At 63.2% G+C, this 22712-nt stretch carries 16 protein-coding genes, 1 pseudogene and 1 riboswitch; of the genes and pseudogenes, 6 read left to right on the forward strand and 11 right to left on the reverse strand.

All coding sequences use genetic code 11. The annotated features are described in order from the left end of the window. Positions 1-21: 21 nt before the first annotated feature. Complete coding sequence (locus tag V5E97_RS27660) at positions 22-2367, forward strand: sigma-70 family RNA polymerase sigma factor (RefSeq protein WP_406694790.1); 2346 nt, start codon at positions 22-24, stop codon at positions 2365-2367. A 146-nt stretch (positions 2368-2513) separates the two neighbouring features. Here V5E97_RS27660 and V5E97_RS27665 read toward each other — a convergent pair whose 3' ends face one another. The 4 genes from V5E97_RS27665 to V5E97_RS27680 form a co-directional block, all read right to left on the reverse strand. Beyond that, positions 2514-3911: a hypothetical protein gene (locus V5E97_RS27665; RefSeq protein ID WP_406694791.1), complete on the reverse strand. Its 1398-nt coding sequence runs from the start codon at positions 3909-3911 to the stop codon at positions 2514-2516. Between the two features lie 45 nt (positions 3912-3956). Beyond that, the gene (locus V5E97_RS27670) at positions 3957-4949 is read right to left on the reverse strand and encodes a metallophosphoesterase family protein (protein ID WP_406694792.1); all 993 of its coding nucleotides are present in this window, start codon (positions 4947-4949) and stop codon (positions 3957-3959) included. A 322-nt stretch (positions 4950-5271) separates the two neighbouring features. Further along, the gene (locus V5E97_RS27675; RefSeq protein WP_406694793.1) at positions 5272-6342 is read right to left on the reverse strand and encodes a S66 peptidase family protein; all 1071 of its coding nucleotides are present in this window, start codon (positions 6340-6342) and stop codon (positions 5272-5274) included. Between the two features lie 187 nt (positions 6343-6529). Then, positions 6530-7582 carry a hypothetical protein gene (locus V5E97_RS27680; RefSeq protein WP_406694794.1) on the reverse strand — a complete coding sequence of 351 codons (1053 nt, stop codon included), beginning with the start codon at positions 7580-7582 and terminating at the stop codon, positions 6530-6532. 250 nt (positions 7583-7832) lie between these two features. Between V5E97_RS27680 and ffh the strand changes: the two genes are divergently transcribed. From ffh to ahcY, 5 genes and pseudogenes are all read left to right on the forward strand, one after another. Beyond that, on the forward strand, positions 7833-9311 hold the full coding sequence (ffh, locus tag V5E97_RS27685) for a signal recognition particle protein (RefSeq protein ID WP_406694795.1): 1479 nt from the start codon (positions 7833-7835) through the stop codon (positions 9309-9311). Between the two features lie 294 nt (positions 9312-9605). Further along, complete coding sequence (gene rpsP, locus V5E97_RS27690; RefSeq protein ID WP_406694796.1) at positions 9606-9962, forward strand: 30S ribosomal protein S16; 357 nt, start codon at positions 9606-9608, stop codon at positions 9960-9962. A 15-nt stretch (positions 9963-9977) separates the two neighbouring features. Continuing rightward, complete coding sequence (gene trmD, locus V5E97_RS27695; RefSeq protein WP_406694797.1) at positions 9978-10637, forward strand: tRNA (guanosine(37)-N1)-methyltransferase TrmD; 660 nt, start codon at positions 9978-9980, stop codon at positions 10635-10637. 30 nt (positions 10638-10667) lie between these two features. Beyond that, positions 10668-11009 (forward strand): annotated as a pseudogene (rplS, locus tag V5E97_RS27700) (50S ribosomal protein L19); the annotation flags it as partial. A gap of 709 nt (positions 11010-11718) precedes the next feature. Continuing rightward, positions 11719-11808: riboswitch (S-adenosyl-L-homocysteine riboswitch) on the forward strand. Positions 11809-11828: 20 nt separating this feature from the next. Next, positions 11829-13250 (forward strand): adenosylhomocysteinase, encoded by a 1422-nt coding sequence (gene ahcY / locus V5E97_RS27705; protein ID WP_406694798.1) that lies wholly within the window; start codon positions 11829-11831, stop codon positions 13248-13250. Positions 13251-13367: 117 nt separating this feature from the next. Here ahcY and V5E97_RS27710 read toward each other — a convergent pair whose 3' ends face one another. From V5E97_RS27710 to V5E97_RS27740, 7 genes are all read right to left on the reverse strand, one after another. After that, positions 13368-14015 carry a HEAT repeat domain-containing protein gene (locus V5E97_RS27710; RefSeq protein WP_406694799.1) on the reverse strand — a complete coding sequence of 216 codons (648 nt, stop codon included), beginning with the start codon at positions 14013-14015 and terminating at the stop codon, positions 13368-13370. 653 nt (positions 14016-14668) lie between these two features. Further along, positions 14669-15931 carry an aldo/keto reductase gene (locus tag V5E97_RS27715; RefSeq protein ID WP_406694800.1) on the reverse strand — a complete coding sequence of 421 codons (1263 nt, stop codon included), beginning with the start codon at positions 15929-15931 and terminating at the stop codon, positions 14669-14671. 501 nt (positions 15932-16432) lie between these two features. Then, positions 16433-18493 (reverse strand): two-component system sensor histidine kinase NtrB, encoded by a 2061-nt coding sequence (locus V5E97_RS27720; RefSeq protein ID WP_406694801.1) that lies wholly within the window; start codon positions 18491-18493, stop codon positions 16433-16435. A gap of 559 nt (positions 18494-19052) precedes the next feature. Then, the gene (locus V5E97_RS27725) at positions 19053-19835 is read right to left on the reverse strand and encodes a hypothetical protein (RefSeq protein WP_406694802.1); all 783 of its coding nucleotides are present in this window, start codon (positions 19833-19835) and stop codon (positions 19053-19055) included. A gap of 607 nt (positions 19836-20442) precedes the next feature. Beyond that, complete coding sequence (locus tag V5E97_RS27730; protein ID WP_406694803.1) at positions 20443-20826, reverse strand: DUF5615 family PIN-like protein; 384 nt, start codon at positions 20824-20826, stop codon at positions 20443-20445. Between the two features lie 3 nt (positions 20827-20829). After that, a complete protein-coding gene (locus tag V5E97_RS27735; protein WP_406694804.1) occupies positions 20830-21066 on the reverse strand; it encodes a DUF433 domain-containing protein in 237 nt (78 codons plus the stop codon). A 31-nt stretch (positions 21067-21097) separates the two neighbouring features. Further along, the gene (locus tag V5E97_RS27740; protein WP_406694805.1) at positions 21098-22699 is read right to left on the reverse strand and encodes an NAD(P)/FAD-dependent oxidoreductase; all 1602 of its coding nucleotides are present in this window, start codon (positions 22697-22699) and stop codon (positions 21098-21100) included. Positions 22700-22712 lie beyond the last annotated feature (13 nt).

Consider the following 22712-nt stretch of genomic DNA (forward strand, 5'->3'; position numbering starts at 1 on the left):
ATCCCAAGGGGAATCGAACGGATGACGGACGGGCATTTCGAGACCGCGTTTCGTGGATTGGACCGCCTGTTCGGCGAGGGGACCGTCGCCGGAATGACGGACGCCGAACTGCTGGGGCAATTCGTCGACCGCCGCGATGAGGTTGCCATCTCGGCTCTGATCACCAGGCATGGCCCGATGGTCCTGGGAGTTTGCCGTGGTGTCCTCAAGGACCAGCACGACGCCGAAGACGTTTTCCAGGCCACGTTCCTGGTCCTGATTCGCAAGGCGCACTCTCTCCGCGTGGAGCGATCTCTCTCCAGTTGGCTCTATCGCGTGTCGTTCCGCATCGCGGTTCAGACGAGACTTGCTGCCCGAAGGCGAGAAGCGCGGGAGAGGCAGGGCGCAGAGATCAGGGTCAACCAGGTCGTAGAACAGACGGAATCAAATCATTGTGCGTTGATCATTGAGGAGGTCGATCGTCTGCCGGAGCGGTATCGTGTCCCCATCGTTCTTTGCGGCGTTGAGGGCATGACGCACGAAGCGGCGGCGCTGCACCTCGGCTGTCCGATCGGCACGGTCAGCGGTCGACTCTTTCGGGCGCGAGAACTCCTCCGGGCCCGGCTGACCCGTCGTGGAGTCACGATTCCCGCTTCGCTGCTCGTCGCGGGGCTGGCGCCGAAGCTCGCGTATTCCGCCGTGCCGCACGCGCTCATGGTGGCGACGGTTGAGGTGGCGAGGAATTGGCGAACGACCGGGGCGATCTCGTTGTCGATCGTCCGTCTCGCCAACGGTGCAATCAGGAGTATGCTCATGACGAAGATCAAGCTGACCGGGACGACCTTACTGGTTCTGGGGATATCAACCCTCGGAATCGGAGTCATCGCCCAGCAGGAGGGCAAGGAATCGAAGACCCCTCCAGAACCCGAGGCGACGAAGCCGGCCGACATGCCGAAGGCCGAAGCGATCGTCCGGCCGCCCCGCGAGCTTCTTCGTGAAGCCTTCAGGATTGTCACCGAGAACGTCGACGCCCCCAATATATTTGCGTTAATCGCGATTGCCAAAGCGCAGGCGAGAGTTGGGGAACGTGCGGCGGCCGTCGCGACGTTGGATTATGCCACTGAGGTCGGTGATAAACTCAAGCCCAGAGATCGTGCCATTGCTCTCGGCGCCATCGCCTATGCCCATTGGGAGTCGGGAAATCGGAAAGCGATCCCATTGATCCTCCAACGCGCCGGCGATAGTGCCAATCGCGTCGAGAACGAGCATGAAAAGCTTGGGATTCTGCTCAGCGTGGGCACTGCACAATCCTGGACCGGCGATACCGGCGCCGCGCGGGGTCTGGTTCGAAGAATGCGAGAGATCGTCGACCATTCGATGGAGCCAAGTCAGTTTTTCAACCGACTGCAGGTTGTCGAATTGCAGGCGATGGTGGGGGACTACGACGATGCCCTGAGGGTTGTCGATTCAGTGAGCGACGCTGAGAAAAGTGAATTGCTGGGACGGATCGCGGATGTGGTTGGATCGGCAAATCACTATTTCTTGCAACCTCCCCGAGAATTGACTCCCACTGAGAAAGAAACGCGTCTCCAGGTGATTCGTCGAATCCTCAATGCTTATCCGAAGCCGTCGATCTATGTTGCGATCGCTCTCGCGGACCTGGGCGAGCCTGACGAGGCGTTGCGAATCGTCCAAGGATTGCACGACGAGGAGATCCGCAAGCGACGAGGCGATCCCACCGCGATGCCCTGGATTCTGACTCGGATCGGGTCGGCGCAGGCAAAGACGGGGCACATGGACGCCGCGAAGAAGACTTTCCAAAAAGCTTTTGATCTCATCCAAGGCCGGTCTGAACTGAAATCACGGCTTGGGCAGGTCGCATCAGCTCAAGCAACCTCGGGCGATTTCGAAGGCGCGTTGCAGACCGCGATGACTATCGAGCCGGGACAAAGGACCAGAGAGCTCATCAGCATTTCCGAGTTACAGGCGAGTGCGGGGGCCCAGTCGCCCTCGAAGGAGACACTCCGTCGCGCTCTTGAGGATGCGAGGTTCTGCCTCGCTCATCCGCCGCAGGGTAAGCCAGGGAGCCTCGGGGCGAACCCTGAGTTTTGGAAGTCGAGTGCCCTGCTGGAGATCACGAGGATCCAGGCCAGGCTGGGCGACTTTGACGCGGCTCTGATTGCCGCGCGGGAGGTTGCCGCAAACCGAAGAGCCCCGGCCTTGAGGGAACTCGCCCTGGAGCAGACGCGAGCCGGAAAGGTTGAGGAGGTGTGGGCCTGGGCGTTGAAGCTTGACCTCCCCGCGGACAGATCCTGGGCGTTAGCGGGATTGGCAGAGGGCCTCGCGATCGAGGAGACGACCGCGAAACCAGCGCCAGTTCGCAAATGATCCATCCTCTCTTCGTGACCCTTGGTCTGGCTCGGCCAAGATCCTTGATGACTTGCCGTCTGAACCACGGACCCTGTGGATTCAGAAAGAGGATGAATGCTCACAAGAGGTTGTGATTGAGAAGCGTGCTTATTGTTTGAAGCGTATCAGTTCGGCTTGGCCTGGCTGTCCCCCTTCAACTGGATCAACAGGCGGGTCGCCGCCTCGACGAGCCGTTCGCCCGAACCCGGAGCGCAGCGAGTGGCGTCGGCTTCATAAGACCCTTCGGGGTAGGCCCGCCGGTTTGGCACGTAGCCAATCGCTCCATTGGCCAGGGTGTGGATCATGGTGTAGCGGAACGGAGAGGCATTTTTGAGGGTCAGGCCGAACTCGGTGAACATCTCGCCGGGGAATCCAACCCAAGCGAGTTCATCTCCCAACGCGATCGCCAGGACTTCGGCGTCGAACGTGACCTTGCCCCCTTCGTTGGTGACCTCCACCTCGCCGTCGAAGTGTCGGGGGGTCTCCTTGATCTGCTCGCGAAGTCGTTTGGCTTTCTCCGGGTGGTAGTCGAGCCGGACGATCTCACGGGCCATTCGCAATGGGGTGGAACGCATCGGGACGAGCTGATTCTGGGTTCGAAGCACTTCTGCCGCGAGGATGGTTCCGATCCGTGACGTCTCGGTCGGGCCCTTGATTCTGCGAGCCCCGGCCGGGTTCAGCAGGTCGTAATGGTTGATATTGCCCGCCGCGCCCGGGACGAAGACGGTCAGTAATTCGGGACCTTGCACTTCCGCCAGCCGCTGACCCAGCACAAACGGGAGGTCGGCCGACGGCTGCTCGCCGCCGATCGTATCGAGGTGAATCGCGAAGTTGACCATGGTGGCCAGCGGCTTACCTGCTTCCGTCACAAACGAGACGACGCCCACGCCCGGGTCGATTGGCCCCGTCGGCCTGAGGACCTGGTCGAGCTTCGCGTCGTCCCCTTTGAACGGGTTCGTTTTGACGCTTCCATCTTTGAGGTAAAAACGTCGGTTGAAGCTGATTGAATCTTCCCGTCCCAGGGCCGCTGAGGCTCGCGCTGGCTTGAGGTCCGCTTCGGCCATGCGCACGGCCTCGGCCATTTTGCCCGGGAGTGCATCGATATAGGCGGTGGCCTTCCGGCGCACCTCCTCGCCGGCCTTCACAAGGAACCGCTGGCGGATCTGCGGGACGGTGTGGCAGTGGGTGGCGCTGATCATCACGGCTTCGGGGGCGATTTTGGTGGTCTCGCCCACCAATCGGCGTGCCTCCTCGATCATCGCGAGGGGGATACTGGTGAGGTCACAAACGACGAGCGCAACGCGCTGCCCCCCCTCTTCCAGGACCACGGCTTTCACATGGATCGGGTCGTGGGGTGGCCCAGCCGTGGTCAGCGGGACATTGGGGCGAACTGGGCCGTTCATCGGAATGCCCGCTGCCGGCGTGATGTCGACAGCGGCTCTCCCGACCCTCAGCTCGGCGGAACGTCCCTGCGTGGTGGTGGTCAGGAGCAGGGCGAGCGCGAGGATCCACTTGGGTTTCATGGGGACAACGGCTCCAGCAGGACTGTTGAGGATAGGGGCCAAGAGTTATTTGGGGGGCTCGGCGACCCAGCCGTATGTCTCGTACCGGCACTCATAGGAGCCGTCGTCGTACAGGTCGACCAGGGCAAAGCCTTCGTCGAACCCGCGATTTTTCCCTTTCCACCAGCCGCCGCAAACCGCGCCGTTGCAGTGGAAATTGATTCCTTTGATCTCGATCTGTTCCACCTGGTGCAGGTGTCCGCTCAGGCAGGCCTTCACGTTCGGGTACTGGGCCAACTCGTTGACGATCACACCGGCATCGGAGTGGACATGGCCCTCTTCGATGTAGATGTTGCCGGTGAGCGTCGGGCGAGGGTTGGTGATCGGGAGCGCCGAGACGATGGGGACATGCGACCAGATCAGGATCGGGGTGGTCTTGGGGACCGAAGCGAGATCACGCTTGAACCAGTCGAGCTGCTCTTCATCGAGATAGGCCGAGTGTGACCCATCGCCGACCGGTCCGGCGGGCTGAACGCCGTCGAGGGTGATGAAATGCCAGCCTGCCTGGGTGAAGCTGTAGTAGCGGTTGGGCAGGCCAAGGGCGTCGATGGCCCACTTCTTGCCGAAGTCCGGCTCGTTTCCAGTCGCGCCACTCTTGTCTTTTTCCCATCCCCAGATGTCGTGATTGCCGATGCACGATTTGACGGGGATGGAGTTCTCGGCCTTGAGGACGTTCGTCCAGATGTCCCACTGCGTTTTGGTCCGATCCCGAGTCTGTCTGACCGAGTCCATCACATGATCGCCGCCCGAGAGGATGAGATCGGGCTTATCTTGCAGCGATTGGATGTGTTTCAGGCAGGAGGCCAGTCCTTCGGGGGCCCGGCGTTCGGGCTGCACGTGGATATCAGTGATGTGCGCAACCCGCAGGACGCGGTTCCGTTCGCTCGGTTTGCCGAAGCTGGTGCCTCCCGCCGCGAAGGCGGCGGCCAGGCCTCCGGTCATCTTCAAGAATGAGCGTCGATCGAAACCCTGGGGGGGCGTGAGGGCGGGAATGTGCATTTGGAGTGTTCCAGGTTGAGTTCCTCGAGCCAGCATCGGCGGAGGAATCGATTTGGGTGATGAGTTCGGTGGGATCTTCAACCTCATGCGGTACGGAGACCGAATCCGGAATCCGGTTGGGATTGTCAGACCCGACATATTTTCCTCCCAAGACCCTGCAAGGGGGGTGGCGGGGTGTCAAGACCCAGCCCGCCGGGAACCGGGAGAATGCGACGATCCTGAAATCGTGAATCTACCGTCGCAATTCCTCGGTCGGATGGGCCCTGAGCGCCTTTCAGCCGAATGATGCAGAAAGCCCCGTTTTTGATTGCTCAAGCCGAGCCTAATCGAGCCGAACCGGGTTCTCCAGGACCTTCAATTCAGCCTCGTCGGCGTTCAGCTCGACCAGCCCGCCATGCGGCACGGTGGCGTTGTGGGGGGTGTGGCCGATGGGGAAATTGAGGATCACCGGCACCTTCGATTGGGCGAAGTACTCGCGAAGCACACGATCCGTCTCGTTGCGGTCCGCCGGTTCCTTGCTGGTGAACGACCCGATCACAACTCCTGCCAACTGGTCGAGCACGCCGGCCAGCCGCAGCTGAGACAGCGACCGATCCACACGGTAGGGAGCCTCGTTCACGTCTTCGATGAGTAAGATGGCCCCTTTGGGTTGGATTGCGTAGGGGGTGCCCAGGGTGCTACAGAGCAGTGTCAGATTCCCTCCGAGGAGCCGTCCGCTCGCTTTGCCCCCCACCAGTGTTTCGGGTTTCCGACCCTCAGGGACCGCCACGACGAAGCCGTTTTGCCCTTGTTGATACTGATCGGCGAAGATCACCCGCTGGAACGACCGGCCTGCAAATGTGATCTCCTTCTTCTCATCCCGCGCCAGGCCTCCCATCGGCATGGGTGAGTGGAAAGTGATCACCTTCGCTTCGCGAGCCACGGCCAGGTGCAGGGCGGTCAGATCTGAGTACCCGATGATGATCTTCGGATCCTTGCGCAGGGCCGGGTAGTCGATCCGGTCGATGATGCGTGTCAGGCCATATCCGCCGCGGACCGGGAAGATCGCCCGAACCTTGGGGTCGCGGATGAACCCGTTCAATTCGTCGGCACGCTGGTCGTCGGTCCCTCCGAGATACCCTTGCTTCCGCTCCTCGATCCCTTCCGGGATGATCACCTTGTACCCAGCCTGCTCCAGCGCTCTTGCGTACTCCCGCAACGGTGCCAGGATGGCGGGGCCGGCCGGGGACGCGAACGCAATGGTGTCCCCGGGCTTGAGCGCGGGGGGATTGAGCCATTCGAGCGAACGATTCGCGTCGGCCGCGACCGCCGCGTTCATCCCGGCGAAGCTCGACCAGGCCCACAGCAAACAGCACTTGAGGACTCGGGTCCTGATCGTCAGGTCAGGCATCATTCGTTCTCCTGAGGGAAGAGGGGCATGCTGGAATGGCAGGCGGTTAAGCGGCGGTTATCGACGGCAAATAAAGTGACACCAAACCTTGGCGGATTGATCGAACTCTGACGGAACATCAAGGGTCGTTATTCTGCTACCGCTTTCCGATTCCTGCCCATTTTTTTTCCTGGTTGGGGGATTTGCTCGTTCATCCCTTCCATCGCCGTTCAGGCGGCCCCTCCCAGTATTCGAGACGTCCCGTTGCGATGACGAGCTCCTCCAATTGTTCGCGGCCATTGACCGTCTGGAACTCGAGCCAACTCGACTTCGTGTCGTGGACCATGTCGACCTGAAGCTTGGGCGGCCAGCCTGGATTCCACGCCGCGATGGGATATCGCACAATCCCCGCGGGGGCGAAGCAGCTTGGCCGTGAGTAAAGGTTGAATTCGTGGGGATAGGTAATGTCACGGGTCCACGACCAGGCGGGGTGGAATGCGTTCAAGGTCTCCGCGTGAGCGAGCCATTGGCGAAGCCCCAGGGAGATCTCGAGGGTCCAGCTCTGCGGTTGCACGATCTCCGAGCGAACGAGCTCACAGAAGAGTCGGCATGCTTCGTCGGCGCTGTTCATCCCTTTTCGTTCAACAAAGCCGGCGTTCTGCTCGACAGCGGGCTGGGCCTCGGGACCGAGGATATTGCGGACACGGGCCGTCACCTCGGCCGTCGATCGCCCCGCTTTGAGCTCGGGATGCCCCTTCTCGTACCAGACCGTGATTTCCCACTCGCCCCCCGTGCCACGCGGGAGGAAATCGAGTTCGATGGCCAGGTCAGGCAGCTTCCTCTGTCCCTTCCGAGCCAGGCCGAACACGGCCATCTCCGACGATGTTTTCAGTTCCGGACCCCATCGGACGATCTCGAGTCCTTCACTGATCCAGGGGTCCTCGATCCGGGCACCCGTGAACTTGCCGCGAGCCCCGCCGTGCATGCCGTCGTCGAGCGTCAGGCAGGTGGGAGGCGGAGGGGCGGGGAGCAGCCAGTAGCCGGCCGTGTTGAACTGGTGAGGACTCTCGTGCCACCGCGTCGGCGGATGCGATGAATGTTTCTCCGCCGGTCCGAACCTCATGTCGAGGGTGACGAGGCCCTTCTCTTGCAAGAGGAGCCTTTCGACGACCCCCCGCATCCATCTCCAGTCGGGATTCGCCATCGGCATCGTCCGGCCGACGATGAACTTCCCCGCATCGGGTAATTTGCGGAGTGATAACATCGTGCTCAGCTCTCCCCGATTTGCCTGGAGTGCTCAGCCCCCGAGAGGTCGTACGGTGGCGACAACGTTGCGATGGGGCGATCATCGGGCATTTGCGACCGAGTTTGAAGGGGGAGTCTCCACCCTCTCGAACAATCCGAGTGAGCCGTCTCGCGATCCGTTCCTTTGGCTAAAGATATTGTCGCGGAGCCGGTGACTCGTTAAACTAGCTGGTTCGCGATAGCCCTAGGGAACGGGAACGATCTTGGCCATGTTCGACGACCTACAAAAACGGCTTTCTTCTGCCTTCGGGCAGTTCCGCGCGCGTGGGCTGCTGACCGAAGCGAACATCAAGGATGGTCTCCGCGAAGTCCGCACCGCACTCCTGGAAGCTGACGTCAATCTGCAGGTCGTCAAGGAGTTCATGGAGAAGGTCGGCGAACGCGCTGTCGGTCAACAACTGATCAAGAGCGTTCGGCCCGAACAGCAGATCGTCAAAGTCGTTCACGACGAGCTCATCGAGCTGATGGGACCGGTCGATCCGTCGATCCGGTTCGAGAAGACCGGTCCGACGATCATCATGCTCTGCGGTCTGCAGGGCTCGGGCAAGACGACCACCTGCGGCAAGCTCGCCCGGTTGTTGGCCTCGCAGGGGCGAAAGCCCTTGCTCGTCGCGGCCGACCTTCAGCGCCCCGCCGCGATCGAGCAGCTCAAGGTCATCGGCCAGCAGCTGCAGATTCCGGTTTTCAGCGAGCCGGAGTCGAATCCGGTCAAAGTCTGCCAGAATGCCCTCGCCGAGGCCAACCGCCAGGCTCGCGACACGATCATCCTCGACACCGCCGGCCGGTTGCACGTCGATGACGAGCTGATGGCCGAGCTCAAGCAGATCGAGAAGAAGGTCAAGCCGCACCAGGTCTTCTTCGTCTGTGATGCATTGACCGGGCAGGATGCTGTCGCCTCGGCCGGTTCCTTCAACGAGGCGCTCGAACTCGACGGCGTGATCATCACCAAACTCGACGGCGATGCCCGAGGCGGGGCCGCGCTCTCGGTTCGCAAGGTGACAGGCGTCCCCGTCAAGTTTGTCGGCATGGGGGAGAAGCTCGACAAGCTGCAACCGTTCGACCCCGAGCGGATCGTCGGCCAGATGCTTGGCATGGGCGATATCGTCGGCTTGGTCGAGGCCGCGCAGTCGGTGGTGGATCAGGAGGAAGCGCAGAGGCAGCAGGAGAAGCTCGCCAAGGGGAAGTTCGACCTCAACGACTTCCGCCAGCAGATCACCCAGATGAAGAAGATGGGGTCGGTCCGCGACCTGATGGGCAAGATTCCCGGGCTGAACCAGATGCCCGTGAACCTCGACGAGATCGATGCCGACGGTGAGGTGCAGCGGATTCAAGGGATCATCGATAGTATGACCCCTGAGGAGCGCCGAAACCCGAACCTGATCGATATCTCGCGACGGCGGCGAATCTCGGCCGGTGCGGGGGTGGACCCTTCCGATATCTCGGCCCTGGTCAAGCAGTTCGACGCCATGGCGGCGTTGGTCAAGCAGATGTCCCAGATGACCATGCTTGATAAAATTCGCGCCATGAGTGGGCTCGGCCGCGCGGGGGCGTTCAACCCAGGGGCCCGGCTGATGGCCCCCAAGCAGGGGACCGGCAAGCGGCTCACCCCCAAAGAACGCGAAAAACAGCGCAAGCTGCGCGAGAAGGAAGAGCGGAAGAAGCGTCGCGACGAACGCGGCAAAGAATGATCGGACGACGCTTGGCCCGGTGCCACGGATCGTCGGACTGATGCCGTGTGCGCTGACCGCGTCGATCGACTCAACACAATACAAATGGAAGCAACGTTAGCCGAATCGTTGAGGGAATGGGCCGAACGGACCAAGACGGGGCTCCCAATAAGTTAAGGGGACTCGACTTGTGATCCTGACGACCCGCGAGGCCGCCGCAGGCTCGGGACCGGCCTCGTTCCGCAAAAATTGTGCAGGGGTTCCCGAAGGACTTGCCATGCGTCCGAGCCCTTTTCTTTCTTGAGGAGTTTTCGAGTGGTCCGTCTTCGCATGAAATCGTTCGGCCGCCGCCATCGTCCCTTCTTCCGGATCTGTGCGATGGATATTCGCTCGCCGCGTGACGGTCGGGCGATCGAAGAACTCGGGCACCATGACCCGATGGTCCGCAACGTCGATGCCCGTACGGTCCTGAATGTCAGCCGGATTCGCTACTGGCTGTCGGTTGGCGCCCAGCCGAGCGATAAGGTTCAGGCGCTGTTGAACCGGTACAAGATCACCAAGCCCGCGCCCGGCGAACACTGGGAAGTTCCCGAAGCCCCCGCGGCGGCTCCGGCTCCGGCGTCACTCTCGCAGGCCCCTGCCGCAGCGCCCACGGCGCCGCCGGCCTCGTAATCGCAAAGGCTGACGATGTCCGCCTCGCTGCTCCGTTTTGACCTGTTGACCCTGTTCCCGGCACTCTTCGACGGCTTCCTGAGCGAGAGCATCCTCAAACGTGCGATCGACAAGGAACTCGTCGAGGTCCACCGCTGGGACCTCCGCGACTGGGCCGAGGGGAAGCACAAGCAGGTGGACGACCGTCCGTTTGGTGGGGGGCCCGGCATGGTGCTGATGGCTCCGCCGACCGTTGCGGCCGTCGAGGCGGTGCAAGCCGCCGACGAACGTCCCGCCCGCTTGATCGCACTGTCACCGCAAGGGCGCAGACTCGATCAGGACCGGGTCCGCGAACTGGCCGGTGCGTCTCGAATCATCCTGCTCTGCGGGCGCTACGAAGGTTTTGATGAACGGATCTTCGAGACCCTGGAGCCGGAGCAACTGTCGGTAGGCGACTACGTACTCTCGGGTGGTGAGGTTGCCGCGATGGTCGTCGTCGACGCCGTCATGCGGCTCTTGCCCGGCGTCCTCGGTGATGCCGAGAGCGCGATCGACGAGTCGTTCGGACCCGACGGTGGCCTCGAGTACCCCCACTATACCCGCCCCCGCGAATTCCGCGGCCGAGCGGTCCCCGACATTCTGCTCAGCGGCGACCACGCCGCGATCGCACGCTGGCGACGAGAACATCGACGATAAGCCAAGTCAGACACAGGAAAGGGTTGAGTCATGCAAAATCAGTTGATGGAGACGGTCGAACAATCGAGTATGAAGGCGACGATCCCGAAGTTCGAGATCGGCGACACGGTTGACGTCCACGTCCGCATCTTGGAAGGCGAAAAAGAGCGGATCCAGATCTTCAACGGCGTCGTCATCGCACGCTCGGGCACCAAGACCCGCGAGATGTTCGTGGTCCGCCGGATCGTCCAGGGCGAAGGCGTCGAACGAAAGTTCCCGGTCCACTCCCCTCGCATCGCCGACATCGTGGTGAAGCGCTCGGGCAAGGTCCGTCGCGCCAAGCTCTACTACCTCCGCGATCGGTCGGGCAAGGCCGTCCGCCTCAAGGAGCGGTTCCCCGGTGGCAAGTCCACCCCGGCCGAGGCCAAGGCAGCCAAGGCAGAGCGTCGCGCCACCAAGGTCGCGGCCAAGCGCGCCAAGGCCGAAGCCGCGGCCCTCGCCGCCTCCGCCAAGCCCGAGTCGACGCCTGAGACCACGCCCGAAGCCTAATCGTTCGTTCTCCACGATCGAACGATCCATCTTCAAACTCAAAGGGATCGACCACGAAGCCAGCCCCTGGCTTCGAGGCCGGTCCCTTTGGGTTTGCGTTTGGAGACGCCTTGCCCTCTCCTTTGATATCGGCCTTTCGCCGCAGGAACCCCCGGTCGATCGTGGCTCGCTCACGAGGCCGATGATCGGGACCTGATTGTGAACGGAACGCCCCCTGACCGAGCTCAGGGGAAGTCCTCAGCCCGACGGAGTGGCAATCGATTGTTTGGCGTTGACAGAAGATGCAAGAATGTGCGTCTAGTGGATATTGGATTTTTTTGATGGATCTTTGGCGGTCGGTTGCTGAAAGCCACTAACTATCGGCGCGAAGTTCAGTCGCTGAGGCAGCAGCGTGTCGGGGATGGACCGGCCCCGAAGGTCACTTTTCAGTATCGCTTGGGGTGGTTCGCCGGACTTCGCCTTGTCTCTGGTCGGCTCGTTTTGGTATGAATCAATGTATTCGGAAAATGGTTCGTACGCGGAAGCTTGCCTAAAGTCAACAAGCCAACGCCATTTCATTGAGGGGCGCTGCGACGGAACGCATGGGCGTTCCTGCCAGGCTCGATGGGGTGGATTTATTACTGTGCAACGGCGCCCGTTCATCGTTTTCAGGAGACTTTGAACGTGTCCGCTGTTGCTCAAAAGTCTGCTACTGTCAAGGATTTCCACGTCGCCGACATCGCGCTTGCCCCCTGGGGCCGCCGTGAGATCGCCATCGCCGAGACCGAGATGCCCGGTCTCATGGCCATCCGCGAGGAGTATGCCGAGCGCCAGCCCCTCAAGGGCGCTCGCATCACCGGCTCGCTCCACATGACCATCCAGACGGCCGTCCTGATCGAGACGCTCGTGGCCCTCGGCGCCGAGGTCCGCTGGGCCTCGTGCAACATCTTCTCGACCCAGGATCATGCGGCCGCCGCCATCGCCGACGCCGGTATCCCCGTCTATGCCTATAAGGGCGAGTCCCTCACGGAGTACTGGGAATACACCCATAAGATCTTCGAGTGGGCTGACGGCGGGCACTCGAACATGATCCTCGACGACGGCGGGGATGCCACCCTGCTCCTCCACCTCGGTGCCCGCGCCGAGGCCGATATCTCCGTCCTCGACAAGCCGACCAGCGAGGAGGAGCGCATCCTCTTCGCCGCCATCAAGAGCCGGATCGGCTCGCAGCCCGGTTGGTACTCCAAGAACCTCGCCGCCGTCAAGGGCGTCACCGAGGAGACCACCACCGGCGTCCACCGCCTCTATCAGATGCACAAGCGTGGCGAGCTGAAGTTCCCCGCCATCAACGTCAACGACTCGGTCACCAAGTCCAAGTTCGACAACCTATACGGCTGCCGCGAGTCGCTGGTGGACGGCATCAAGCGCGCCACCGACGTGATGATCGCCGGCAAGATCGCCGTCGTCGCCGGCTACGGCGACGTGGGCAAGGGTTCGGCCCAGGCCCTGCGCGCCCTCTCGGCCCAGGTCTGGATCACCGAAATCGACCCGATCTGCGCGTTGCAGGCCGCAATGGAAGGCTACCGCGTCGTCACCTTGGACTATGCCTGCGACAAGGCAGACATCTTCGTGACGACCACCGGCAACTACAGGGTCATCACGCATGATCACATGGCCAAGATGAAGAATCAGGCCATCGTCTGCAACATCGGCCACTTCGACAACGAGATCGACGTGGAGTCGCTTGAGAAATACACCTGGGAGGAGATCAAGCCGCAGGTTGATCACATCATCTTCCCCGACGGGAAGCGGATCATCCTGCTCGCCAAGGGTCGCCTGGTCAACCTCGGCTGTGGCACCGGCCACCCCTCGTACGTGATGAGCTCTTCCTTCGCGAATCAGACCCTCGCCCAGATCGAGCTCTGGCTGCACAACGAGAAGTACCCCGTCGGCGTCTACGTCCTGCCCAAGAAGCTGGATGAGCACGTCGCCCGCTTGCAGCTCAGGAAGCTGAACGTCGAGTTGACCGAGCTGACGCCCGAACAGGCCGCCTACATCCACGTCCCGAAGGAAGGACCCTACAAGTCCGACCACTACCGCTATTGATCGGCTTTCTTGGGCGGCAGGGGGCGACGTCCCCTGCCGCCACCATTTCCAGGTAGGATGCGTTGATTCGCGTCCCATGTCCATGGTAGCGGAAGGTGATCCGGCCAGGTGCCTGCTTCACTTCTCCGCCACCGGCGGCGTGTAGGGCTTGAGTAATGCCGGATCGATCGCATCGTGACCTTGGCCGACCCACCATTTGTTCCACGCCTGCTTATCGGCCTTGAAGTCGTTTTTCGCCATTCTCACCAATGCGGCACGTGCCCAAAAGCGGGTATTCTGATTGCCGTGGTCAACCAAACTGACCAACAATGGCACCGCGTTCGGCGATTCCTGCCGCGCCAGTGCAGCAATCGCCATCCACTTGGGGCGGCAGTCATAGTCCTTACCCTCGACGTGGTATGCGGCGACCTTCATCAGCCCGGGAACAAGCCTGGGGTCTTTCAGAGCGCTGGCCTCGGCCAGGGCCGAGCCCAAGTGGCGGCCGTACTCGGGCTCATCGAAAAGTCTTACGAGATAGGAAACTCTGGCTTCGCGATCCGCGGGTTTCAGATCAGCGTAAGCGTTCTCATTAAGCCATAAACCGCTGCGACCGAATGAGCGTGCGGTGTGCATAACGAACTCCTGCACCTCCGGCTCGGCCTTGCCGTATGAGGATGACACTTCAGCAGAGGCTGCATCCAAGTCCAACGGTCGCGGAGCGGCGAAGGCCACACTGTTTGCGGTCAATGCGAGCAACAGACCGATGGAATATGACCCTGAGTTCATGCGATCCTCCCGAAAAACATGAGATGTTGGCCGGACGATAAAGCGCACAAGCCTGGCCCGCTCAGGTGGGAATCCATTTCCAGGAAGCCTGCAAGGCGCCGGGTCAGGTGCGGCACCTGTCTCAATCAAGCCGCTTACGAGGCAGGATAGCCGATCAGCCTCACTGTAACCGGCCGAGCGCCCTCGGTCACGGGGGTCGAATTCTTAGCCCTGGATTCAACGCGCACGACCTGCGATGGACCGGTCGGGCGGCAGGGCGGCCAGCGACGCCGAGGGAGTCGGTGGAATGGCGACGATACTCAAGTCGGCGGCGGAGAGGTATCGAGGAGCCCTGGGAGTTGAAGGATCTCCGCAAAACCTGCGCGACGGACTATGACGAGCACGTCCCCGAGTCATCGATCGAGATCTTTGGCCACTCGGTCGGCGGGATCACCTACCGCGACTACGTGCATCGCCGGCCTTCAAGGGCGAGCATGACCCTGTCGCAACCGACCGCGTTCTCAACCCTCTTGAGAAGAAGCAACGGCGAGTGCCTATGCTGCCGGAGGCGGTTCACCGACGCCGGCGAAAACGGCCGATCAGACCGAATCGCCCAGAGTTGCTGGCTTACTGCACGGCCGGTCACTAAGATTGGCGAGGTTTCGTCCGACTGTTCAGCCAAGCAGGCGATCGACCTCCGGCAAGAGCTGCGCGAAGTTGAGTTTGGTCGGGCAAGCAGCACGGGCGGCGTCGAGATCGGCTCCGTGCCAGTTTCGCTCCTCCTCCGTGAGCAGAGAATAGGCCTCACGGGCCCAACGGCAGGCGCCATGATGCTCGTGGTAGGTCAGGAACCGGGTCAGATCGGCCAGGCGCGCGGCGGTCCCCGCGGCGCGTCCGCATCGGCCATCGCAGGCCGCGCACATGATCGGACCGGCATCCAGGAGGGCGGCACGCAGCCCGTGGATCTCGGACGGATTCATGGGTTCAAAACGCCGGGCGGCATCGCTGTTTTGGCTGACCTGATCGGTATTTGCCATGGATACACACGCGGCGGCGATCCGCTCATCAGACCAGATGGCCTGCAAGATCCCCTGATAAGGGTTCAGCCCCCGCTGCTTCAGCACCGGGGCTTGGAGCCGCAACTGCTTTAGATTCCGCTCGAAACCCGAGAGCCCCAGGTGGCCGGCCACGACCTTCATGGCCACCACGCCGATCTTCTTTTCGTAACAAGCGTCGATGGCCCGGTTGAGTCGAGAATCCTTCTCCAGCCACGGATTCATGGCGACCATGACCACGTCCATCAAGCCCCCCTCGGCGGCGATCTCGAGTTGCTCGGCCCGGCGCTGGTCGTGGGTCGCGAAACCGACGAACCGCACCTTGCCGGTTTTCTTGATGGCGTCGATCGCCTCTTTCATCTCCTTGCTCTTGGGCCACTCCATCTCGTTACCGGTCAGCCCGTAGTCGACGGCTTTTCCTGACAAGGCATGAAAGTAAAGCAGGTCGATGTAATCCGTCCCCAGCGCTTCGAGCCGGAGATCAATTCGTTTGATCATGTCGCTTGGCCGCGCGACCCCATCCTTGGTGGCGAGAAAGATCCGGGGACGAACCTCCGGCATGGCCGCGAACCATTGCTTGAATGCGTCCTCGGTTCCATAGGATGCGGCCGTGTCGAAGAAGCGGACGCCATGGCTGTACTCGAAGCGCAGCATCCGGTCGAGGGCGCCGGGGGCGCGCGCCGTTCCACCGTTCAGAATCGTCACCTGCACCCCTGTCTTGCCCAGCATGCGCTTGGGAATCTCAAGCGGCTTAGGGGATCCCGGCGTGTTGTCCTGAGCCAATGACGCCACTGGCGTCAGGGCTGTGGCCGCAACCGTGGCCGCAGCGCCTTTCTGAATGAATGTCCGTCGCCGCATCGGGTTCGAATCTGCGTCGGCCATCGATCGGTTCTCCCTATCGAGGCGGGACAGCTGTGATCCCCGAACGGAACGCGGCCTTCCTCAAGCGACCAAGGCCGGCAACGGGGTGTCCGTCAGACGTGTCCCTTTTCCGCGTTCTCGTTCAAGATAACGCTCGTGGGCATTCACACGCGTCTCGTCGGGTCGGCCTCGCTTGGCATCGGATCGGGATGCGTCATGCACCAGCGAGTTGTCGGACTTGGGGCACGCTCCGTTTCCCCAACTCGTTTGATGATACCACGGCCCGAGGCTCCGCCATAAGTCTTGACCGAGCCGATGGAATATACGGGCCTCCCCTATCTGCCAGTCCCGTCGGCCGGTGTCCTATCAGTGTTTTGTACTGTGATTCAATCATTAATATGGTAGTGCATGTGAATTAATGGTTTGTGATGAAAATTTGACTTGTAAAATAGGTGTGTGGATTGAGCCGCTCGGGGTGATAGGCCATGTCACTGATCTCCGGCTCGTGCCACCACCGGCGGGTTATTGGCCTTGCCTCCCTCCCCCGACCGGCAGGATTATGCGGAAGCGGCTTCCCCGGTCGGGAGTGCTCTCGACCTCGATGCGCCCGCCGTGGTCGGCGACGATACTGTGGCTGATCGCGAGCCCCAACCCGGTCCCCTGGCCCATCGGCTTGGTCGTGAAGAACGGGTCGAAGATCCGCGGCAGGTCCTCGGCCGGCATGCCGCAGCCGTCGTCCGCGACCTCGAGGATCACTTCGTCACCTTGCGCCCGGATGCCGATCTCGATCTGCCCGCCGTCCCGGCCCGTCGCCTCGATCGCTTGCATGGCATTGACCAGCAGATTCAGGACCACCTGGTTGATCTGGGCCGGGGCGCAGACGACCTGGTGTAACCCGCCATCCTGCTGCTTCACCACGATGTGGCGTTTTTCCAGTTGGCCCCAGATCAGCTCCAGGCTGCCAACGATCGCCTGCTGCAGGTCGACCTGATCGACGGCGGCCTGGTCGAGCCGGGCAAACATCCGCAGGTTCTGGACGATGTCCGAGATGCGTTTGACACCGTGCCGCGTGCGGCTCACCATGCGTTCGAGGTGGGCTCGGATGTAGGGCAGGTCGATTGCCTTGGCGATCCGGTCGATCCGGTCGGCCAACTCGGGGTTGCTCACCGCCAGGACCGGCCGGGCCTCATCGTAGGCGGCCAGCACCTCGGCGAGGCAGTGGGCGTCGCGCTCGAGTACAGCCAGGTTGTTGGCCACATAGGCCAGCGGGTTATTGATCTCGTGGGCGACCCCGGCGCTGAGGAGACCCAGTGAGGCGAGCTTCTCCGCCTGGATGAGGACTGCCTGCATCCGCCGACGTTCGGTGAGATCGCGGATGATGCCGATAACCAGCCCGGCGTCGACTGTCTCCAGTGGGCTGAGGGTGAGGTCGATGGGGAACCGACCTCCATCTTTGCGCCGGCCGTACAGGTCCGGTTCCCTGCCCTCAAGCCGCGGGCGGGTGCCGTTGACCGCGGCGGCCGCCCCATGGCCGGGCCGGAAGCCGTTGGGGACCAGGAGCTCGGCGGGCCGGCCGAGCAATTCCTCCCGGGTGTAGCCGAACGCCCCCTCGGTCCGCCGATTGAGGCGGACGATTCGGCCCTGGCCGTCGGTGATGACGATGGCATCGGGGGCCGATTCCAGCAGTTGCCGGGATTCGGCCAGGGCCTCCTCCAGTGTGCCGGCCTGTTCCAGCACGCTCCGCTCGTGCACCTCGAGCAACTGCTCCAGGGCCGCCGTCCGGGAGAGCACGCGCGAGGCGCTCTCGTTCGGAGGGGACCCGCCGGCATTGTCGCCCACGGCATGGACCTCGCCGGCGGAAGCGAAGACCGGCCCGTCAGCGAAGGGGAGGACGGCAAGCTTGATGCTTAACGCCAGGGGCTTGAAGAGATCGGCCGTCGCCCGCGGGATGGGGACCCGGCTGAACAGGATCACCGCGAAGAGGTCTCCGCCGGGCAGCACGCCGCCGAAGCCCAATACCGACTCGATCCCGTGCCGGGCCACGAACTCCACTTGGGCGGGGACGAACGGGCTGCCGCGCGCCCGGGGGACATGGAAGACGTTGAAGGTCCGCTGCTCCAGGTCGAGCAGGACGTCCGGATCGGGCTGCAGAACCGTGCCGACCTCCAGCCCGAGCTGCTCGATGAGCTGGCTGATCATGGGGGCCCGGAGGATCGCCTCTTCGCTGGGTAGGGGGATCGCCCGGTGCCCGCGCGACTGCTCCCGGTCGCTCCACTCCGGGCGGTCGCCGACGGTCGCCAGCAGGGTCAGGCACTTCAGGCCCGGCGCATCGGGCGGCCGGCCCAGCATCTCGAAGGCGACGCGCTGGAGGTCTGGGTCGAGTTCGCAGTAGGGATGGGTCTTGAAGAACCGGACCAGGGCACAGGCCCGCTCGCCGGTCCGGCCGCCCCCGAGATGATCGTAGAGGTGGCGCACGATGCGCTCGGCCGCCCCCTCCATGCTCCGCTCGTTCCGCCCGAGTCGGCGGAGGGCGGCCCCGCACTCGATCATATTGCTCAGGGAGAACCGCGACAGGTCGAACATGGCCGTGGCCCCAGGCCCGGACGCTGCCCCAGTCGAAAGAGGTGCCTCCCCTCCATTACAAACCGTCGAAGGGGGGCGGTAAAGAGCCTCTTCACCAGCTCCCCCAATGAGCCCCCTTGGCCTCTTTCCGTTGGCGACGTGTCCGTCACCACGGGAGATGCGAAGACGCGTCCCTCATCACTCCGGGCGAGCGTACGAGGCGACCAGGGCCCGCGCGGTGCGGACGCCGTCGACGGCGGCGAAAAAATACGCTTTCACGGGCCGAGGGTGACGGCTTTTCAGCGGCGAACAAGCGTTGGAGCATGAAGGCTGACCTAGCCACGAATGGACCCCAGGCAACTCTGAAGGTGCGTCGGTTGTGTCGGACCGGAGCACGGGAAGCTTTCGATCTGGGATGCTATCGTTCTCCAGGAGGAAGTCGCTGGCGGAGTGAAACAACTCTACGACTCACCGACTCAAGTTGTTACCGTGAAATCCGCTGCGCGGCAGGGCGGGGGCGCGGTAGACCGAACGCCTTGGCGCCCGGACCCCGTGTTGACCTCGGAGGGCGGCGCGCTCGTTAGCGGGCAGTCGGGCTCATCGTGTTGTCGTTGTTGATCACATAGTTCGCGCCGCCGTAGCTGACGGTCCTCCCCGGCCCGCTTCCGGCGAGCTCCGCCGGGATCAGGTAGCGCGAGGCGGCCGGGGAAGGCTGAACCGCGGCGGATCGAACTGCGGCGTCCGCGGTGGGTTGAACCGCGGCGGTCGCGGGGCTCATCGTGCGGTCGGCGTTGACGACGTAGTTCGCGCCGCCGTAGCTGACCGTCGACCCCGGTGCGCTGGCCGCGTACTGGGGCGGCAACCCATACCGCTTCGCGTTCGCGGCGGGCTGAGCCGCGGCGGTCGCGGGGCTCATCGTGCGGTCGGCGTTGACGACGTAGTTCGCGCCGCCGTAGCTGACCGTCGACCCCGGCGCGCTGGCCGCATACTGAGGCGGTAACCCATACCGCACGGCTGAGGTCGACTGCGACGGCATGAATCCCGGCTGCCCGGTGATGGTGCTGGCCGCGTTGTTGATCACCTGCCCCGCCACCCCCTGCAACGCCTGCCGGGGGGTCGCGGGGGCCACGTACCCGGCCGGTTGACCCGGGACGACGGCGCCTGTCTGGCCCGGAAGCACGGCACCCGGCTGGCCCGGGACGGCGGCGGGCTGGCCGAGGACGGCGTTGCTCAGGTTATTCTGGACTTGACCTCCCAGCTGCCGCCCCACGTTCGCCGGCGCCTGGGCGCGGGCCGGGCCGACGAGCGTCAGAGATAGCAGCGCCGCGGAAAGACGCAGCACCCGAGCGGATCGTGTCCTCATGGTGTGTTCCCTCCTGTCGTAGGGTTGCAGCGAACGGCCGATCGGGCCTGTTTGCGGGGACGGGCCAAGATTGCGATCGGTCCAATCCGTGATTGTAACGAGCCCTGCGCGATTCGGCACGGGCTTCCCGCGAGATCGATCCCGGCCTGGCCGGACGGGCCCGGGCGGGTCCCGCCGCGTAGGTGAGCTCCCCTCCGGGAAGACCCGGACGGCGGGCGAGGAGACGCCGGTGCGGGCCAGGGCCTCGGAGGCGGTGCGCCACAGGGGGGGCCTGGTCGTCGAGGAGGCGTCGGGTGGCCGAGGTCCGACTTCGGACCCCGTCAAGTGTGCCTCTCGTTGCACGCTTCGGTGTCGTCGACCTAGGCATTCGCCGTCCCTTGCGGCTTCTTCCCGAATCGCTTCGCCATCTGACGCCGTATGGATTGGCCTCGCCAGCTCGCCATTCCACAGCGGATGGCAGGCGACGCCAGAGCTTCGATTCCGCTATACTTCTGTTACCCACGGCCCGTGAACGGTTTCGCGAAAAAATAGGGTAGTAACAGTTTCTGTTTGTGAGCAAAAGTTGATGTAAACGTCAACGACTAGATGCTACGGTTTTCAGGAGGTCTTACTCATCCTCATCGGGAGATTCTTCTACGGGAAGGTGGACCCGGATGCGGTTTCGCTCGACAGTCCAGAGCTTTCCCTCAATTGGGTTTCGGGCGAGCGCGGCAATCAGCGTATTCACCGTGGCGTAGAGTTCGACCGGGATCAGGCGGCGCGGGCGTAAAACGGCGATCCCGGCGTAGTGCTCGGGAGGGAAGAGGAACGGGTTGGAGAAGTCCAAGTCGAGTGTCACCAGACAGCGGCGTTCGGCACCACAGACCTCAATCAACCGGCGATCATCCGCGCCGGTAAGTCCCTGTTCCGCCACTGTGGCGACATTGTGACCGGCGTCGGTGAACAGTTGCCTGCCCCGTTCGCCCAGCTTCTCGTCGAGCTTGAGAAGCACCGGTCATCCCCCGATTTCGATGTAGTGCTCGCGCGACATCTCCGCACCGTAGGCGATACATGCCAGGATGTCGGCCACTTCGAGACCTGGGTAATTCTTCAGAATATCAGGAATCGAGTCGCCGCTTGCCAGGAAGTCGAGGATCAGGGAGACCCAGACGCGGTGCCCTCGAATGCACGGCTTTCCGAAGCAGATGTTCGGATCGATGCTGATCCGAGCCAAAATCTCGTTGCGATCCATGACGCACCTTTCCCTTCGAGATGGAGGCTGCTTATCCTCCAGGGCGAGCGTACGAGGCGACCAGGGCCCGCGCGGTGCGGACGCCGTCGACGGCGGCGCTGATGATGCCGCCGGCGTAGCCTGCTCCTTCGCCGCAGGGGTAGAGGCCGGCCACGGTCGTGCTCTGCCGCGTGTGCGGGTCGCGGGGGAGGCGGACCGGCGAGCTGCCGCGTGATTCCGGGCCGGTGAGGGTGGCGTCTTTGAGAAAGAGGCCGAAGAACCGCCGATCCATGATCGGCAGGCCCCGCTCCAGGACTTGCAGCACGATCGGCGGGAGGATCAGGCCGAGGTCGATCGGCACGGTGCCACGGGGGTAACTGCTCGGGACTTTCCCGTGGCTCGGGCGATCGGCCAGGAAGTCGCGGGCTCGCTGGATCGGCGCGGCGTAGGTGCGCCGGCCGGCCAGGTAGGCCAGCCGCTCGAACCGCTGCTGGAAGTGGACCCCCGCCAGTGGATGCCGGCTCCCGGTGTCTTCGGGGGTGATCGTCATGACCAGGCCGCTGTTGGCGAACGGCGAGTCGTGCCGGCTCTCGCTCATGCCGTTGGTGCAGAAGTAACCGGGCTCGCTCACGCTCGGCATGACGTAGCCGCCGGCGCACATGCAGAAGGTAAACAGGTCGCGTCCGCCGGCGCGGGCCACCAGGTTATAGTCCGCCGCGCCCAGGGCGGGGTGGTCGGCCTTCGCGCCATACCGGGCGACGTTGACCTGCCCCTGCGGTTGTTCGATCCGGACGCCGAGCTGGAACGCTTTCGCCTCCAGGGGGACGCCGCGGCGGAGCAGCATCGAGTAGGTATCGCGGGCGCTATGGCCAACGGCCAGGATCGCGGCGTCGGCCGGAATATAGCCCGAGCTGGTGCCGAGCCCGCGGAGCTTGCCGTCAGCGATGTCGAGATCCTCGACCCGGCATGAGAAACGGACCTCGCCGCCCAGCTCCTCGAGCTTGCGCCTCAAGGTGCGGACGACCAGGGGGAGCCGGTTCGAGCCGAGGTGAGGGCGGTGCTCGTAGAGAATCGAGGGCTTGCCGTGGCAATCGGCCAGGATTTCGAGCACTCGGCGGACGTCGGGGCCAGTGCTTCGGCTGGTGAGTTTGCCGTCGCTGAACGTCCCGGCCCCCCCTTCCCCGAACAGGTAGTTGCTCTCCGGGTCGACCGGTCCGCCGGCGTCGAACTTGCGGACGTCGGCGACCCGGTCCTTGACGTCGCGCCCGCGCTCGAGAATCAAGGGGCGATAGCCGTCGAGGGCGAGCAGGTAGCCTGCGAACAGGCCGGCGGGGCCCGCTCCGATAATCACAGGGCGATGAGCGAGGGGGTCAGCGCCCGGCGTGGGCCAGTCGAACTGCTCGGGCGCGAACCGTTCGAGTTCGGCCGAGCGGCCGCGACTGACGACGAGCTCATCCTCGCGGTCGGGGATTTCCACCTCGGCCGAGTAGACGAAGTGCAGGTCGTCGTGCCGACGCGCGTCGAGGCTCTTGCGGAGGATCCGCCAGTGGGTAATCGAGTCCTGACCCAGGCCGAGCCGCTCCGAAATCTTTCCGGGTAGCGCGGCTTCGGGATCATCCAGTTCCAGGCGAACGTTAGCGATTTTTAGCGACATGATTCTTTCATCT

Origin of the sequence: Singulisphaera photorubra (genome assembly GCF_045290345.1) — a bacterium.
Classification (GTDB): domain Bacteria; phylum Planctomycetota; class Planctomycetia; order Isosphaerales; family Isosphaeraceae; genus Singulisphaera.